This window comes from Actinomyces sp. Z16 (genome assembly GCF_003111765.1).
GTDB classification, from domain to species: domain Bacteria; phylum Actinomycetota; class Actinomycetes; order Actinomycetales; family Actinomycetaceae; genus Actinomyces; species Actinomyces glycerinitolerans.
In genome coordinates, this window is the sequence record NZ_CP027862.1 from 3044427 (window position 1) to 3061057 (window position 16631).

The window sequence follows — 16631 nt, forward strand, 5'->3', positions numbered from 1 at the left end:
TGGTCATCTCGACCGACCCCGCTGAAGGGAAGGAAGCGGATGGGCGGGGGACCCGAGAACGTCCTGGCACCAAGTGTCAGTGACCGCCGGCGGCCGTGAAGAGGCTGTTGCGGGCTGCTCAGCCCTCCTGAGGGGCGGACTGGCCGTAGCCTGTGTCGCGAATCTTCCTGGCGACGGTGTCGATCTGCTCGTCGCTGAGGAGCTTGGGGGTACCGACAGCGAGTGTGCGCAGGTAGAGCTCGCAGACCCACTCCAACTCCAGAGTGAGGGTATAGGCGCTGCGCAGGTCGGCACCGGCGACGACGGAGCCGTGGTTGCTCATGAGCGCGGCGGTGCGTCCCTCAAGTGCCTTGGCGACGTTGGCGGCAAGCTCGGGAGAGCCGTAGACCGCATAGTCGGCCACGCGCACGTCCGGCCCGCCGAACATGGAGATGTAGTAGTGCACCGCGGGCAGGGCCGTGACTCCCTCCAGGCTGGCGACGGTCGTGGCCGCGCGGGAGTGGGTGTGGACGACGGCGTCGAGCCCGGTCGAGTGCATGGTGGTCAGGTGCAGGTCGAGCTCCGAGGCCGGCTTGAGCGGCCCCTCTACCTGCCTCCCGGTGGCGTACTCGACGACGGCAATGAGGTCGGGGCGTATGTCCTCGTAGGGCAGGCCGGAGGGCGTGATGGCGAGGAGGTCCCCCTCGCGTACGGACAAGTTGCCCGCGGTGCCCACGACGAGGCCGTCTGCTGACAGGTGGGCGCAGGCCTCGGCGATCTGCTCGCGGGCGTGGTGAAGAAGCACGAGATGAGCCTTTCCATGAGGTGCGGCGCGGCGATGCATCCCGCCGCGAGATCGCAGCACACCCACGATGCCATGTTTGCGCTCTCATGTCTACAGCACCGGACGCTGCGAATAATTACTTGACGCCATCCGCTTGCGGTGCACATACTTTGTTTGCGCTCTCATTGAGGCGCGTCTCTGGTCACCGACGCCCAGCGAAAGGTAGCAAGCCCATGTCCACCACCTATCCCGCCATCGGCATCCGGCCCCTGATCGACGGTCGCCGTCGGGGCGTGCGCGAGTCCCTCGAAGACAAGACGATGCGGCTCGCCAACGACGTCGCCGAACTCATCGCCTCCCGTCTCACGTACCCCGACGGGTCCCCGGTACGCACCGTCATCTCCAGCACCACCATCGGTGGCGTCAGCGAAGCCAACGCCTGCAAGGAGCAGTTCCGCACCGAGAACGTCTGCGCAGATCTCACGGTCACCGCCTCCTGGAACTACATCACCGAGGTGCTCGACCTCGACTCCTCCATCCCCCACGCCATCTGGGGCTTCAACGGCACCGAGCGCCCGGGAGCGGTCACCCTGGCCGCCGCCGCCAGCGCCTACAACATGCTGGGCATACCCTGCTTCGGCATCTACGGTCATGACGTCCAGGATGCCGAGGACTCCGGACTCACCGACGACGTCGTCGAGAACCTGCTGCGCTACGCCCGCGCCGCCCTCGCCGTCGGCCTCATGAAGGGACGCAGCTACCTGTCCATCGGCACCGTCTCCATGGGCATCGCCGGCTGCCGCCCGCCCGAGCAATTCCTCGCCGACTACCTCGGCATGCGCACCGAGTACATCGACATGATTGAGATCGACCGCCGCATTGAGCAGGGCATCTACGACCATGAGGAGTACGACAAGGCCCTGGACTGGGCCCGGGAAAACCTGCGCATCGGTGAGAACCACAACCCCGAGCACAACCGTGTGACTCAGGAGGAGTACAACGCCCAGTTCGACTACTGCGTCAAGATGATCCTCATCGGACGCGACCTCATGGAGGGCAACCCGAGGCTCGCCGAACTGGGCTTCGTCGAGGAGGCCGGCGGGCACGACGCCATCGCCGCGGGGTTCCAGGGCCAGCGCCAGTGGACGGACTTCAAGCCCAATGGCGATCTCATGGAGACCATGATCAACACGACCTTCGACTGGAACGGCAAGCATCCCGAGAAGGTATTCGCCACCGAGGCCGACGCCGCCAACGCCATCACGATGCTCTTCAACTCGTTGCTCACCCACCGCCCCCAGCTCTTCAGCGACGTGCGCACCTACTGGAGCCCCGAATCGGTCAAGCGCATCACCGGCTACACCCTTGAGGGTCGTGCCGCCGACGGGTTCATTGACCTGCGCAACTCCGGCGCCACCACCCTCAACGCCACCGGTCAGGAGCGAGACTCACAGGGACATCCCGTCATCAAGCACTGGTGGGAGATCACCGACGAGGACATCGCCAATGACCTGGCCACCACAACCTTCCACGCCGCAACCCGCGAATACTTCCCCGGCGGTGGGTTCTCCACGCACTTCGTCACCGCCGGTGACATGCCCGTCACGGCGGCGCGGCTCAACTTTGTCGCCGGCCAGGGTCCGGTCCTCCAGGTGTCCGAGGGGTGGACCGTCTCCCTGCCCGATGAGGTCCGCACCACGATCGAGGACCGCACCGACCCGACCTGGCCGACGACCTTCTTCGTTCCCCGCCTGACCGGCGCGGGCGCTCACACCAGCGTCTACGACTGGATGGCCAACTGGGGCGCGAACCACACCGCGACCGGCTACGGCCACTTCGGTGCCGACCTGCTCACCCTCGCCGCCATGCTGCGCATCCCCGTGTACATGCACAACATCCCGCGGGAGCACATCCTGCGTCCCAAGGCCTGGATCCCCTTCGGCACCGCCGACCTGGAAGGGGCCGACTTCCGGGCCTGCGCCGCCTTTGGCCCCATCTACCGCTGATGGACGCACCACGATGACGAGCACCGGCGCACACCCCAACCAGGAGTCGAGCCACGACCGTAGGCACGACGCCCTCGCACTGGATCTCGGCTCGAGTTCGGTCCGCGGCGTCCTGGGGCGCTACCAGGATGGGGTGGTCACCACCCAAGAGGTCCATCGCACCCACCACCAGGTGATGGAGCGCGACGGGTACCTCACCTGGGACCTCGCACTCATCCTGGAGGGCGTGCGCCGGAGCATCGAGGCCGCGACCACGCTCACCGGGCGCCTCCCCGACTCGATCGGGACGGACACCTGGGGCGTCGACTACGGCCTCCTCGGCACGGACGGCACCCTCCTGCGGGCCCCGCGCGCATACCGCGACGCGCGGTCCTCACGCTGGGCCGCCGAGTTGGACGCACGGCTCGACCCCGCCGCGGCATGGAGGGCCACGGGGGTCCTGCCGCAGCAGATCAACACGATCTACCAGCTCTTCGCTGACCTGCGCGAGGAGCCGGATCTGACCGACCGTGTGGGCACGCTCCTCCCGCTGCCGGACCTGATCGCCCACCTCATGGGGGCACCTGCCAAGGTGGGACGCACCATCGCCTCCACAACAGGACTGGCACGGCCCGGCGCCGACGCATGGTCCCAACCCGTCCTAATGGCCGCGGGCATCCCCATGGGCTGGCTTCCGGAAATCGTCGACGACGCCACCCTGGCCGGCCGGACGGCGGAGGGGATCGACATCGTCCGTCCCGGTGGGCACGACACCGCCTGCGCCGTCCACGTGCTTGGCCTTGGTCCCGAAGAAGTGCGAATGTTCATCTCCTCGGGATCGTGGAGCCTCGTCGGTGCGACCCTGCCCGAACCCGTTGTTACGGACGCCGCTAGGCGCGCCGGACTGACCAATGAGGTCCGCACCGACGGCGGAGTGCGTCTGTTGCGCAATCTAACCGGCTTCTGGCTCCTCCAGGAGTGCCAGCGGGCCTGGGACGAGGAGGACACGCAGGCACTGCTCGACGCGGCCTCCGAGGTCCACTCCTTGGGCGCTGTCATCGATCCTGACGACCCCGCTTTTGTGCGCCCGGGCCGGATGCCCGACAAGATCGCCAACTGGTGCCTGGAGCACTACGGTCTGCGACCTACGGACCGGGCGCAGACCGTCCGACTCATCCTCGAGTCACTCGCCTGCGCCCACGCCAACTACGCGTACCTGCTGCACGACGTCGTCGGAGACCGACTCGACCCCGCCGCCCCGATCCATCTGGTCGGGGGAGGGGCCCGCAACACTCTGCTCGTACAGATGACTGCATCCGCCTGTCACCGCCCCGTAATCGCGGGCCCGACCGAGGCCTCCGCACTCGGCAACATCCTCGCCCAGCTCGAGGCCACCGGCGTCATCGCCCCCTCCGAGAGGGCCGACGTCATCGCCCGCTCGGTGTCTCCACAACGGATCGAGCCCGGAGACGCCGCACCCTTCGACGCGATGCGTGAGCGCCTGCGCTCCGCAACCGCGTCCTGCCCCTCACCGACCACGTATCCGACCACACGATGAAAGGAGCGATGATGCTCCGCAATATACCCGCCAACCTGTCTCCTGATCTCGTCAAGATCCTGCTCGAAATGGGGCACGGAGACGAGATTCTCCTCGCCGACGCTAACTTCCCCGGCCACCACCTGCACCCCGTCACGGTGCGCGCAGACGGCCTCGGTATCCCCGACCTGCTGCGCTCGATCCTCCGGCTCATGCCGCTGGACCGGTACAGCGACTACCAGGTCGCCCTCATGAAGCCCGTCGGTGACGACCCGCGTCCGCCCGTGTGGGACGTCTACGAGCAGATCTGGACCGAGGCCGAGAAGGAGGCCGGGCCGGTCGTGGTACGCACCATTGAGCGCATGGCCTTCTACGAGCACACGCCGTCCGTCGCCGCGGTGGTCATCACCGGAGAGACCGCCCTGTATGGCAACCTCATCCTCAAGAAGGGAGTCCTGTAGGAACCCGCAGCCGCACGCACTCGACCCGACACCCCCGGCTGCGTCCGGGAATCCACCCCTGCAACGGAGCAGAACCATGTCAACCGCAGTACCCCCCACGACCTCCACCGATCCCGGCCCCGGCGACAGCACTGCCCCCGGGCGCGGGTTCCTTCATCCGGGGATGGCGATCCCCTTCGGCCTCCTGGTGGCGTGTTTCGCCGCCTGGGGCCTTGCCGCGAACATGACGGATCCCCTCGTCAAGGTCTTCCGGTCCGTGTTCTCGATGAACAACGTCCAGTCCTCACTCGTCCAGTCCGCCTACTACGGCGCCTACTTCTGCCTGGCGCTGCCAGCCGCGTGGATCAACTCGCGCCTGGGCTACAAGGGAGGGGTCCTTATCGGGCTCTCTCTCGCCGCCACCGGCGGTCTCCTGTTCATCCCGGCGTCGCATGTGATGACCTACTCGGTGTTCCTCGCGGCTCTGTTCACGCTCGCCTCCGGCCTATCGATCCTCGAGACCAGCGCCAACCCCTTCGTCATGGCCATGGGCCCGGCACACAACGCCACCAGGCGCCTGAACTTCGCGCAGGCCTTCAACCCCATCGGCTCGAACCTCGGCGTCCTGCTCGCCGCGACCCTCATCCTGCCCAACGTCAACCCGGCGACCGCCGAGCAACGCGAGGCGATGACCGAGGCCGAACTCCTCGCCACCCGCTCCGACGAGCTGCAGGCCGTCATGGGACCCTACGTCGTCCTCGCCTTCCTATACATCCTGCTGGCCATCAGCATCGCTACTGTCAAGGTCCGTGAGCGCCCGCCCGAGACCGTCAGCCGCACGACCTCCCAGAGCCGGTTCAAGCGCCTGCTGGCCAACAAGCGCTACAGCTTCGGTGTGGTCGCCCAGTACTTCAATATCTCCGCCCAGACCTGCATCTGGACCTACATGCTCCACTACGTCACCGAGACCCTGGGCGTATCGGACACCGTCGCGGGCTACTGGCTGCAGTGCTCCCTCATCGTCTTCCTCGTCAGCCGCTTCGTCATGGTGTGGCTGATGGGCCGCTACGACGGCCGTCGGCTCATGGTCGTCACCTGCGTGACCGGCGTGTGTCTGGCACTGTTCAGCACGGTGAGCGCCAATATCGTCGGCGCCGTCGCTGTCGCGATGCTCTCGGCGTGCATCTCCCTGCTGTTTCCCACCATCTACGGCGAGGCCCTCAAGGGCATGGGAGAGGACACGAAGTACGGCGCCGCCGGCCTGGTCATGGCCATCATCGGAGGTGCCACCATGCCGCTGGTCCAGTCCTGGGTCATAGATCGCTCGTCCGCCGCCGTCTCCTACGTGGTGGTCGCGGTCTGCCTGGCCGTGTGCGCCGCCTACGCTCTCTACACGCTGCGTCTGGAGGATCCGAAGCCCGCGGCGTCCGCCGCCTGAGAGCGCCTGGACTCTCGCCGCATAGGGGTCCACGACCGGGCTCCCCGCCGCGGGAGAGGGACCGGGGCGACGCGCTCAAGGGCGCGAGGAGTCGCGCACGACGAGTTCGGGCGTCAGTGTCATCGATTCGGGGGAGCCGCCGTCCAGGGCCTCGGCGGTCAGCGCCAGCGCCTGGCGCCCGAGCATGTCGAAGTCCTGTATCACCGTGCTGAGAGAGGGGGTTGACCAGCGAGCTTGCGGTATGTCGTCGAAGCCCACCACGGCCACGTCATCGGGCACCCGAACGCCCGCGGCAAGCAGCTCGTGGCACACACCGAGGGCAATGTCGTCGTTCGCGGCAAGGATGGCGTCGGGCAGCCCGGACTCCAGCAGGCGTCTGGCCACGCGCGCCCCCGTCTCACCCGTCCATGCGTCCGTACCGATCCATCGCCCCGGGACCCCCGCCTCGGCACAGACCGCCTGGTAGGCGGACAGGCGCTCGGTGGCGTCCTGCCAGGCGAGATCGCCCGTAATGTGCAGTAGACGACGGCGACCCTGGTCGAGGACGTGCTGGGTAGCCAGGCGCTCGCCCAGCGCCTGGTCGATGCCCACCGTCCTCAGCGACGCGAACGCATGCTGTCCCGAGATGACCACAATGATACGGTCCTGGTCGCGCTGGGTCGACAAGACCGCGAACACATCGGTGCGCTGCGCGAGCACCACGATCGAGCCGACCCGGTACCCGCGCAGGTGCGCCAGCGCCGCAGTGACCGACGCGGGGTCTGTACCGTCGGCCGTGGCGAGGATGAACTCGCTGCCGTGGTCATGCACAGCGCGTGCTAGGGCCGCGAAGATCTCGGACATGCCGTGGGACAGACTCGCGGCCAGCAGGATGCCGACGGCGCCCGAGGACCCCGACGCCAGGGACCGCGCCGCCAGGTTGGGCTCATAGCCGAGTGCGGTCACGGCCGCCATGACTCGCTGGCGAGTCCCCGGCCGGACCGATGGATGGTTGTTGAGCACCCGCGAGACCGTCTGGGAGGACACCCCGGCGGAACTGGCGACATCGGCGAGGGTCACGGGGCTGGGCATGACCCGTATGTTACGCGTGGCGAGCCGGGACGGACGGGGATGGGGGACAATAGGCGGCCTGATGAGTGACAACGAGCGACCAACCCGGCGCGCGGACCGCCCTGAAGCCGGCAGCAACAACGGCAATGGCACTCGCGGGCGGCGTTCACGAGGGCCCCGCCCCCGGCGCGGCCGGCGCCAGTGGCACGGCTACACCCCCGCGCAGATTGAGTCCCGCCGCGCCGCCGTACCCGTGATCACCTACCCCGAGGAGCTGCCCGTCAGCGCCCGCCGCGAGGAGATCGCCGCCGCCATCCGCGAGAACCAGGTGGTGATCGTGGCCGGCGAGACCGGCTCCGGCAAGACCACCCAGCTGCCCAAGATCTGCCTCGAGCTGGGCCGCGGCATCACCGGCATGATCGGCCACACCCAGCCGCGGCGCATCGCCGCCCGCTCGGTGGCCGAACGCATCGCCTACGAGCTGTCCACCCGCATCGGCCCCGACGGCGTGGTCGGCTACCAGGTGCGCTTCACCGAGGAGACCGGCCCGGGCACGCTGGTCAAGCTCATGACCGACGGCATCCTGCTCGCGGAGATCCAGTCCGACCCGCTGCTGCGCCGCTACGACACGATCATCGTGGACGAGGCGCACGAGCGCAGCCTGAACATCGACTTCATCCTCGGCTACCTGGCCCGACTCCTCCCCCAGCGCCCGGACCTGAAGGTCATCATCACCTCCGCCACCATCGACTCCGAGCGCTTCGCCGCCCACTTCGGCCAGACCGCGCCCACCGCGCAGGACGCCCCACTCGCCGGAGGCGGCCATGACGCCCTCGCCGAACATGGCGACACCACCACACAGTCCCGCCCCACACGGGTGCCCGCACCGGTGATCGAGGTGTCCGGGCGCACCTACCCGGTGGAGATCCGCTACCGGCCGCTGGTTCTCGACCCCACGGACCCCGACGACCCCGACGCCGACGCCTCCGGCGTCCAGGACTCCTCCCCCGCCGCCCGGGGACGGCAGGGCACCGGGGCGGCACAACCCGCGCCGGAAACCGACCGCGACCAGGTCACCGGCATCCTCGACGCCGTCGACGAGCTCATGGCCGCCGGCAGCGGCGACATCCTGGTCTTTCTGGCCGGAGAGCGGGACATTCGCGATACCGAATCCGCCCTCATCGACCACCTGGGTCCGCGCTACACCCCGCACGGGCGCACCTCCACCCCCGGCGCCGTCGAGGTGGTGCCGCTGTTCTCGCGCCTGTCCGCCGCCGAGCAGCACCGCGTGTTCGAGGCGCACACGTGCAGGCGCATCGTGCTGGCCACCAACGTGGCCGAGACCTCCCTGACCGTGCCCGGCATCCGCTACGTCGTCGACCCGGGCCTGGCGCGCATCTCCCGCTACTCCAACCGCACCAAGGTGCAGCGCCTGCCGATCGAGCCGATCAGCCGGGCCAGCGCCAACCAGCGCTCCGGACGGTGCGGGCGCGTCGCCGACGGTATCGCCATCCGCCTGTACTCCCAGTCCGACTTCGAGTCGCGCCCGGAGTACACCGAGCCGGAGATCCTGCGCACCTCGCTGGCCTCGGTGATTCTGCAGATGGCGGCGCTCGGCCTGGGCGACGTGCAGGACTTCCCCTTCCTGGACGCCCCCGACGCCCGCGCCGTACGCGACGGCATCCAGCTGCTGGGCGAGATCGGCGCCATCGAGACCTCCGGCCGCGAGGGCTCGGGGCGACGGCGGGGAGGCCGGGGCGACGGCGTCCGTGGGCCGCGGCTGACCGAGGTGGGCCAGCGCCTGGCCCGGCTGCCCATCGACCCGCGACTGGGGCGCATGCTGCTGGAGGCCGGTGAACGCGGCTGCGTCAGCGAGGTCATGGTGATCGTGGCAGCGCTGTCCATGCAGGACGTGCGCGAGCGCCCCGCCGACCATCAGGAGGCCGCCGACGCCCTGCACCGGCGCTTCGCCGAGCCGACCAGCGACTTCCTGACCTACCTGAACCTGTGGCGCTACCTGCGCACCCAGCAGCGCGACCTGTCCGGCTCCGCCTTCCGGCGCATGTGCCGCTCCGAGTTCCTCCACTACCTGCGAGTGCGCGAGTGGCAGGACGTGTACAACCAGCTGCGGCAACTCGCCCGCCCGCTGGGACTCGCCGCCGCCCCCGTCGACCTGCCCACCGCGAGCGCCGTGCGCGCGGCGGCCGCCGGCCTGGAGCCGGGCACGCAGGCGGCCACCATTGCCCACGGGGACGTGGCGGCAGCCGTCGTCGCCCTGGGTCGCAGTGCGGACACGCCCAGCGCGGACGCCATCCACCGCTCCCTGCTGGTGGGACTGCTGTCCAATGTGGGCACCTGGGACGAGCGTCGTCGCGAGTATGCGGGCACCCGCGGCAGCCACTTCGTGATCTGGCCGGGCTCGGGTCTGCGCCGCAAGACCTACGACTGGGTGATGACCGCGGAGCTGGTGGAGACTTCCCGCCTGTTCGCGCGGACGGTCGCCAAGGTGGATGCCCGCTGGATCGAGGAGGCGGCCGGGGCTGCCGGGCTGCTGCACCGGGTGTATGGGGAGCCGTACTGGTCCACGCGCCGCGGTGCCGCCATGGTGCACGAGAAGCTGCTGCTGTACGGGATGACCCTGGTGGCCGACCGCCCGGCCACGCTCGCCTCGGTCGGCACCGCCGATGCGCGCGAGTTGGCGCGGGAGATGTTTATTCGCTCCGGGCTGGTGGAGGGCGGCTGGCATGCCCGCCACGGCTTCGTGGAGCGCAACCGGGCGCTACTGGAGGAGCTGGCCGACGTCGAGCAGCGGCGCCGCGAGCACGGGCTGCTGGCCGGCGACGAGGCCCTGTTCGACTTCTACGACGACCGCCTGCCCGACGACGTCTATGGCGCGAACGACTTCGACGCCTGGTGGAAGCGCGAGCGCCGCAACCGTCCGGACCTGTTCGACTTCACCCGCGAGCTGCTGCTGCCCGGCGGGGACGACACCGCCGGTTACCCCGACGCCTGGGTGCAGGGCGATCTCACGCTCGGCCTGGAGTACGTCTTCGAGCCGGGGACGCCCAACGACGGTGTGAGCGTACTGGTTCCGGTGGAGGTGCTGGGCCGTCTGGAGCCGACCGGCTTCGACTGGCTGGTGCCGGGTCTGCGCCCCGAGCTCGTGGTGGCAACCATCCGCGCCCTGCCCAAGCGGGTACGTCGGGCACTGGTGCCGGCGCCCGACGTCGGGGCGCAGATGTGGGAGGAGATCCGCCGGGACGTCCCCGGTGCGGCCGGAGGCGCGGGGGCGCCTTCGGCGCCTGGGGTTCCCTTCCGGGAGGCCTTCACGGATGCGGTGGGGCGCCTGCGGCAGGTGGAGATCACCGAGGCCGACTGGGAGGAGGCCGCCGCGCGGCTGCCCGACCACCTGCGCATCGCCTTCGTGGCCGTGGATGGGGCCGGCCGGGAACTCGACCGGGATAAGGACCTGGTGGTGTTGCAGCGCCGCCAGGCCGGGCGCACCGAGGCGGCCGTGCGCGACGCCGTGCATGGCGCCATCGCCCAGGCCATGGCCGATGCACAGCGTTCCCAGGGGCGGCGTCGCGGCGGACGCGGCAGGCGGCGCGGCCAGGGCGGCGGCCCGGACGCGGGTGCGTTTGCCTCCCGAAATGCCGGGGGCAATGCCGCACCCGCGGCGAATGACAAGGGGACCCGCGCCGTCGGGCCGGGACTGGCCGAGCGTGCGGGACTGACGGACTGGCCAAAGGACGTCACCGGCCTGGAGGGTCCGGAGCACTCCACGATTCCGGCCACGATCGAAACCCCGGGCACGGCCGGCCTGGTGGTGCGCGGCTACCCGGCGCTGGTGGCCGTGGGGGCGCGAGGCGCGGATCTGCGGATCCTGCCCGACGCCGTCGCCCAGGAACGCGCGCACGGCGCCGGGGTGACGGCGCTGACGCTGGCGCGTACCGCCCTGCCCACGGCCCGCATCACCTCCCGGTGGAACCCCACCGAGACGCTGACGCTCGCGGCCAGCCCCTATCGGAGCACCGAGGCACTGGTGGAGGACATGCAGCTGACGGCCGCGCGGAGCATCGCCGACCGCTGGGCCGCGGCGCGGCGCACGCCCCTGGCCGGCGTGCGGGAGCAGACCGTGTTCGAGCAGCTGGTGGCCACCATGCGTCAGGAGCTGGAGGACGAGGTCTACCGCGTGGCGCAGGTGTCCGCCAAGACGCTCGCCGCCCAGCGGGAGGTCGAGCGGGAGGTGTCGACCCACACCTCATTGGCGCTGCTGAATACGCTGCAGCAGGTGCGCGAGCATGCGGCGGCACTGGTGTACGACGGTTTCATCGCCGACACCCCGCCGGAGCAGCTGCGGCACCTGCCCCGCTATTTGCAGGCGCTGGCAATGCGCGTGGGTAAGGCGGAGTCCTCCCCCAGCCAGGATGCGGCGCTGGCCTACCAGGTGGAGCAGGCCGAGCGGCTGTTGGCCGATGCCCGGGCCCGGGCTGCGGCGCTACCGACGGATCCCGAGCGGGAGGCCGTGCTGGTTGAGGCGCGCTGGCTGATCGAAGAGCTGCGCGTGAGCCTGTTCGCCCAGACGCTCGGCACCGCCCGCAAGGTCAGCGTGCAGCGCATCAGCAAGCTGCTGGCCAAGGTCTGAGCGGAGCCGTCATCGCGAGGCCCCGGAAGGAGCCCCGCACGGCGGTCTCCGCTATCTCCTCTGTGCGTAGCTCGCGTGTTCAGTCAGTGCCGATCGTGTCTATGACGGCCTTGGCGGTCTTGAGGTCGGCGCCGGGCAGCTTCGGGCCGTGCTCACCGCCGGAATCGCACGCCGTCGACGACCAGACCCGTAATTTCGTATACAAAAAAGCCGTGGATAAGCACCTGTTACATGGCGACTCCGTCAGTGATGACCAGATCCAGGCCTGGGCCGATGAGGCCGAGGCCGGCTATGACCTATCCAAGCTTCCAGCTCCACGACGTGGGCGTCCGCCACTGGGCAACGGCCCCACTTCGGTTCTGACTGTGCGCCTGGACGCCGAAACGATCGCTGCCCCGACCGCACGCGCCGAGGCCGATGGGATCACCACGCGCTCGGAGGCTATCCGTACCGCCGTGCGCGAGTGGGCACACGTTGCCTGACATCCACCGCTCCGCACGCAAGCACTACCAACGAGGCCACCTCAACGATGATGACATCCACTACGCAGCGGAACATGTCCTCTACTCCCGGACGAGCGCCTGGGATGTCAGAATCGATGACAAACGAGGCAGGCGGGTGTCGACGTCCGCAAACAAAACCTTGGAATCATGCGGGCTCCAGATCAGGCCCGGCGGGCGTGGGCGGTGTTTGTCATCGATTGTGGCAACTACATGAGCATCACCGCACCCCCGGCGGGGCTCCTAGCCCGCACGCCGCCCATCGGGGCCCATCCGAACCACCGTGCGGCCTTCACCCGGCAACCGCCACCCCGCCAAACCCTCAAGCTGAGAACTATCGAAATACCCGTCGGCGTTTTCCGATCAAGGTCACGTCCGGGGCAGCCATCACTCCCGTGCCCGAAGGACCTCGCCGACGCTCCGTTCCCGTCCTGCGCGCGCCGAGGCCACGACGGCCAGGCAGGTCGTGGCCAGTGCCAGCCCGCCCACCACGCCGAGTTCTCCCCACGGACCGCGGACGATCGTGGCCAGCACGCCCGCCCCGGATGCAGCCGCCATGAAAGCGCTGGTCGCCACCGACACAAGCAGTCCGAGAATCACGGCTGCGCCGGCATGCAGCGCCCCCTCCAACACCTGCGCCGCGAGCACCGTGCGCTCCCGGGCACCGGCCGCCTCCAGCAGCGCCGCGTCGCGTCGCCTGCCGCTCGCGCTCATCGCGATCACCGCGACACCACCACTCCAGGCGGTCACCAGCGCCAGGCTGAACATCGCCAGGAAACCAGACAGGCGCATGTTGCCGAAACCGGCGTGCGTGGCACCGAACATGACCGCCACCAGTCCGATCGCCACCAGGAACGGCAGCACCGTGGCGGCCGAGCGGCGCGACTGCAGGGAGGCCGTCCTGGTGGCCACCAGCCAGGCCGGGCCGCGCGCCGGCAGCAGCCCGAGCAGCCGCTCAAGGAGGGGAACCAGCCCGGGCGTCAGCACGCACACCAGCCCCAAAGCGCTGAAAGACCCCAAAATGACGGCATTGATGGCCTCGTCGGTCATGGCCCCGGCGCTGCGAGCCGTCACCGCCGCGGCGACCACTCCGGTCGCGAACCCGCCGACCAGAGCGATTCGGGTCAGTACTCCGAGCAGGCGCCGCAGACTCCATGCGTTCCCGGCACCGCCTCGGCCGGCGATCAATTCCATCTCCGTCGCCCGGGCGGCCCGCCGCGCGGGCCCCCATCCGCCGATCATCTCGGCCCCGGCGACCACCACCGCGGTCCAGATCAGATCACCCGTCTCCCACTGCGGCGTCGTCCCGGGCAGTGCCACCTCCTGGTCGATGAGCAGCGGCACCATTGCGCGAGCGACCGGCCACCCGAGTGCCCCGCCGCCGAGGGAGCCGACGGCGCCAACGACGGCCAGCTGCCCGAGCAGAATTGCGCGCAGTGTTCCCGGACGCATCCCCAACGCCCGCCACAGGCCATGGTCCCGCTGGTGCTCAGCGATCACGAGTGCGGCCGTCGAAGTGAGCACCGCCGCCGTCGCCAGCACCACGGAGGCGATGATGAACGCGCTTACCGTGTGGGCGGCGTCGGTCATATCGGCGCGAATGGAAATGCCCCACTGGTTGACGCCGGTGGCTGCCGACGCCGTACGCAGCGAGCCGTGCATGACCATGAACTGGCCGGATACACATGCCCCGGCCACAACCGCGACCACGCAGGCCCAGGTCCAGGAGGAGGCGTGCCGCCGCAGGTCGGCGAACAGTAGGTGCATCATCGCGCCTCACCCGCCCCACGGGTGAGCAGGACGGCCCGGGCGACGGCGTCGGCGTCACCGCCCGGCATCTCGGACATGAGGCGGCCCGCTCCCATCACCAGGACTTCGTCGGCGCGTGCCGCGGCCGAGGCGTCGTGCGTGACCATGAGCACCGTCGTGCCCATGGCGCTCAACTCAACCAACCAGTCCAACACCTCCGCACCGGCGGCGACGTCGAGTGCCGCGGTGGGCTCGTCGGCGAACACGAGCGCCGGCCGGGAGGCCAGGACCCGGGCGATGGCTACCCGCTGCCGTTCCCCGCCGCTGAGTTCGTGGGGCAGGTGGTGGGCCTGACCGGTCAGCCCCAGTCGTTCCAACGCCGCATCGACGGCGGTGCGTGGCAGTGGGCGCCGCCGCAGCCGCCCGGGCAGGGCGACGTTGTCCCTGGCGGACAGGGCCGAGACGAGGTTGTCGTCCTGGAAGATGAAGCCGACATGGTCGGCCCGGAAGCGGGCGGCGTCGCGGGGGCGCAGGGCGGTAGTGTGGGTGCCGAGGAGCCGCACCGTCCCGGAGGTGGGCCGGTCCAGTCCCGCGATGCACTGCAGCAGCGTCGACTTCCCGCAGCCAGAGGCCCCGACCAGGGCGGTGAAACTCCCCGCCTGCAGGTGTAAGGCGACGTCGTCGACGGCGGTGACGGCCGCACGACGCCGTCCGGGCAGCGTGAATACGCGCCGGAGTGCGGCCACGTCGATTGCCGGCGCCTCGTGCCGGATTGTCGGTCCACCGGGCGGGCCGGTGAGCGGGGCGGCTGCGGGGCCGCGCGCCGCTGTCTGCGCCGCCGGTGCGAGTTGCGTCGGTTCCGGGTCGGTTCGGGATGCTGAGGCTGCCATGGCAGTCAGGAAACCCGAGTTGCCCGGGTCCGGTCACTGGTGCCGACGCCCGTCCCGCCGGCAGCCCGGTGGTGCCAGGTCCACTCCGGGCGGGTGCTGGCACCCGTGTAAGGCGCGGTCGGCCGCCATAGGGTCTACACATGGCCATCGCAGCCGTACCCGCCGACATCGCACCCCACAGCGAAACTCCCCACCGCTGGGGGCGCCGCGGCATGCTGGTGCTCATCGAGCTCCTTCACGCCGTGGCATTCCTGCCCCTAGTGGTCGCCGCGATACCCCTACTGCTGGCCTTTCATCTGACGCTGCCGCTGTTGGCCGAGGCCGACCGTGCCCTGGCGCGCCTTGCCGGCGCTAACGCCCCGCGCGCCCTACCACCCGGGAAACTGTGGGCGTGGCTGCGGGGACGCGTGGTCCAGGCCGCCTTCTGGAAGCAGGACGTCCCGCTGGTTCTGGGCGGCACGCTGCTCAGCGCCGTCGGCTTCTTCGTCGCCGGTATAGGCGGGATACTGGTTGGCGTCCTGGCCGTCGGCCCCTTCATCGCCTCGCCCGAGCAGCCGCTGGAAGTCAGCCTGCGCGACCTCGTCGGCTGGTCGTACTCGGCCACCTCCTTCGGTCAGGTCTGGTGGCTGGAGCCGATCGCGCTGGTATGTCTCATCATCCTGCTGGGACTGCTGTTGGTCATAGGTAATCTGCGTTGCCGCATGACCGCGGCCCTGTCCCGCCCCGATGAGGAGGCCCGTCTGGATGCCCTGGCCGCGGAGGTCGGCCACTTGACCAGCGGCCGAGCCACGCTCGTGGACGCCTTCGACGCCGAACGCGCCCGCATTGAACGCGAACTGCACGACGGCGCACAGCAGCGGCTGGTGGCGGCGGCCATGCACCTGGGCGCGGCCGAGCTGCACGCCGGTCGGCTGGCGGGGATCGGCTCACCCGCCGGTCGCGCGGCGGGCCCCGCCGTCGCCCCCGCTGGCGTCATCCCCTCCGACAGCTCAGGCAACCCCGCCTCCACGGGCCGCCAGGCCGAGGCGCTTGCGGCGCTGCGGGCGGACGTGCGTTCCGCGCAGGAGGAGGTCGAGGCCTCCCTGCGCAGCCTGCGGGAGACCGTGCACGGCATTCGGCCGGCAATCCTGACCGAACGCGGCCTGGCACCGGCGCTGCGCGACCTCGCCGGACGGGCGCCTCTGCCCACATCCGTGACAGTAGTCGGAGGGGACGACGATCTGGCCGCCATCACCTCGCCGGTGGCGACCACCGTCTACTTCGCGGTCGCCGAAGCGCTGACCAACGCCGCCAAGTACGCCGGTCCGGCGGCACAGGCGCGGGTCGAGATGGTCGTGACCGCAGACGGACTGACCGTGACCGTCGGCGACGACGGGGCGGGCGGCGCCGATCCGCTCTTCCCCGGTTCGACCGGCCTGGCGGGCATGACGCAGCGCGTGGAATCCGTCGGCGGACGCCTGCTGATCGACTCGCCTCCGGGAGGCGGCACCAGGTTGACGTTGACCGCGCCGCTGATCCCGCCATGGGCCCGGGGCTGAACCCATCCGGGCGCGCTCCGGGCACAGTCCGACTGCGGTCCGCTCCCGGCGCCGTGGTCGTCGTTCCGACCGGGGCCACCGCCTACGGCAGGATGG

Annotated in this window: 11 protein-coding genes; 7 read left to right on the plus strand and 4 right to left on the minus strand. The window is 70.0% G+C overall.

Annotated elements, in window-relative coordinates; translation table 11 throughout:
- Window positions 1-118: 118 nt before the first annotated feature.
- Entirely contained in the window at window positions 119-784 is a 666-nt protein-coding gene (locus C3B71_RS12750; protein ID WP_108968525.1) for a class II aldolase/adducin family protein, read from the minus strand.
- Between the two features lie 212 nt (window positions 785-996).
- Here C3B71_RS12750 and C3B71_RS12755 point away from each other — a divergent pair, with 212 nt between their 5' ends.
- The 4 genes from C3B71_RS12755 (at window position 997) to fucP (ending at window position 6163) form a co-directional block, all read left to right on the plus strand.
- The gene (locus tag C3B71_RS12755) at window positions 997-2769 is read left to right on the plus strand and encodes an L-fucose isomerase (RefSeq protein WP_108968527.1); all 1773 of its coding nucleotides are present in this window, start codon (window positions 997-999) and stop codon (window positions 2767-2769) included.
- A gap of 13 nt (window positions 2770-2782) precedes the next feature.
- Window positions 2783-4306 carry a rhamnulokinase gene (locus tag C3B71_RS12760; protein WP_108968529.1) on the plus strand — a complete coding sequence of 508 codons (1524 nt, stop codon included), beginning with the start codon at window positions 2783-2785 and terminating at the stop codon, window positions 4304-4306.
- A gap of 11 nt (window positions 4307-4317) precedes the next feature.
- Window positions 4318-4746: an RbsD/FucU family protein gene (locus C3B71_RS12765; protein WP_108969929.1), complete on the plus strand. Its 429-nt coding sequence runs from the start codon at window positions 4318-4320 to the stop codon at window positions 4744-4746.
- 76 nt (window positions 4747-4822) lie between these two features.
- Window positions 4823-6163, plus strand: coding sequence for an L-fucose:H+ symporter permease (gene fucP / locus C3B71_RS12770; protein ID WP_396027142.1), 1341 nt, complete (start codon window positions 4823-4825; stop codon window positions 6161-6163).
- A gap of 75 nt (window positions 6164-6238) precedes the next feature.
- Here the strand turns inward: fucP and C3B71_RS12775 are convergent, their stop codons facing one another.
- Window positions 6239-7234 (minus strand): LacI family DNA-binding transcriptional regulator, encoded by a 996-nt coding sequence (locus tag C3B71_RS12775; RefSeq protein WP_108968531.1) that lies wholly within the window; start codon window positions 7232-7234, stop codon window positions 6239-6241.
- A gap of 61 nt (window positions 7235-7295) precedes the next feature.
- Here C3B71_RS12775 and hrpA point away from each other — a divergent pair, with 61 nt between their 5' ends.
- Together hrpA and C3B71_RS12785 are read left to right on the plus strand one after the other, a co-directional pair.
- A complete protein-coding gene (hrpA, locus tag C3B71_RS12780; protein ID WP_108968534.1) occupies window positions 7296-11858 on the plus strand; it encodes an ATP-dependent RNA helicase HrpA in 4563 nt (1520 codons plus the stop codon).
- A gap of 212 nt (window positions 11859-12070) precedes the next feature.
- Window positions 12071-12340, plus strand: coding sequence for a ribbon-helix-helix domain-containing protein (locus C3B71_RS12785; protein WP_073329368.1), 270 nt, complete (start codon window positions 12071-12073; stop codon window positions 12338-12340).
- Between the two features lie 405 nt (window positions 12341-12745).
- Here the strand turns inward: C3B71_RS12785 and C3B71_RS12790 are convergent, their stop codons facing one another.
- Both C3B71_RS12790 and C3B71_RS12795 read right to left on the minus strand, forming a co-directional pair.
- Complete coding sequence (locus C3B71_RS12790; RefSeq protein WP_108968536.1) at window positions 12746-14128, minus strand: FtsX-like permease family protein; 1383 nt, start codon at window positions 14126-14128, stop codon at window positions 12746-12748.
- The gene (locus C3B71_RS12795; RefSeq protein ID WP_181574860.1) at window positions 14125-14997 is read right to left on the minus strand and encodes an ABC transporter ATP-binding protein; all 873 of its coding nucleotides are present in this window, start codon (window positions 14995-14997) and stop codon (window positions 14125-14127) included. Before C3B71_RS12795 ends, C3B71_RS12790 begins: the two co-directional genes overlap by 4 nt.
- Window positions 14998-15137: 140 nt before the next feature.
- Between C3B71_RS12795 and C3B71_RS12800 the strand changes: the two genes are divergently transcribed.
- Window positions 15138-16535, plus strand: a complete 1398-nt coding sequence (locus C3B71_RS12800) for a sensor histidine kinase (RefSeq protein WP_170866467.1) — start codon at window positions 15138-15140, stop codon at window positions 16533-16535.
- Window positions 16536-16631 lie beyond the last annotated feature (96 nt).

Coding starts and splice junctions, on each gene's coding strand:
- C3B71_RS12790 (WP_108968536.1), bottom strand. CDS start 14,128: ATGATGCACCTACTGTTCGCCGACCTGCGGCGGCACGCCTCCTCCTGG.
- C3B71_RS12795 (WP_181574860.1), bottom strand. CDS start 14,997: ATGGCAGCCTCAGCATCCCGAACCGACCCGGAACCGACGCAACTCGCA.
- C3B71_RS12755 (WP_108968527.1), top strand. CDS start 997: ATGTCCACCACCTATCCCGCCATCGGCATCCGGCCCCTGATCGACGGT.
- fucP (WP_396027142.1), top strand. CDS start 4,823: ATGTCAACCGCAGTACCCCCCACGACCTCCACCGATCCCGGCCCCGGC.
- C3B71_RS12765 (WP_108969929.1), top strand. CDS start 4,318: ATGCTCCGCAATATACCCGCCAACCTGTCTCCTGATCTCGTCAAGATC.
- hrpA (WP_108968534.1), top strand. CDS start 7,296: ATGAGTGACAACGAGCGACCAACCCGGCGCGCGGACCGCCCTGAAGCC.
- C3B71_RS12800 (WP_170866467.1), top strand. CDS start 15,138: ATGGCCATCGCAGCCGTACCCGCCGACATCGCACCCCACAGCGAAACT.
- C3B71_RS12775 (WP_108968531.1), bottom strand. CDS start 7,234: ATGCCCAGCCCCGTGACCCTCGCCGATGTCGCCAGTTCCGCCGGGGTG.
- C3B71_RS12760 (WP_108968529.1), top strand. CDS start 2,783: ATGACGAGCACCGGCGCACACCCCAACCAGGAGTCGAGCCACGACCGT.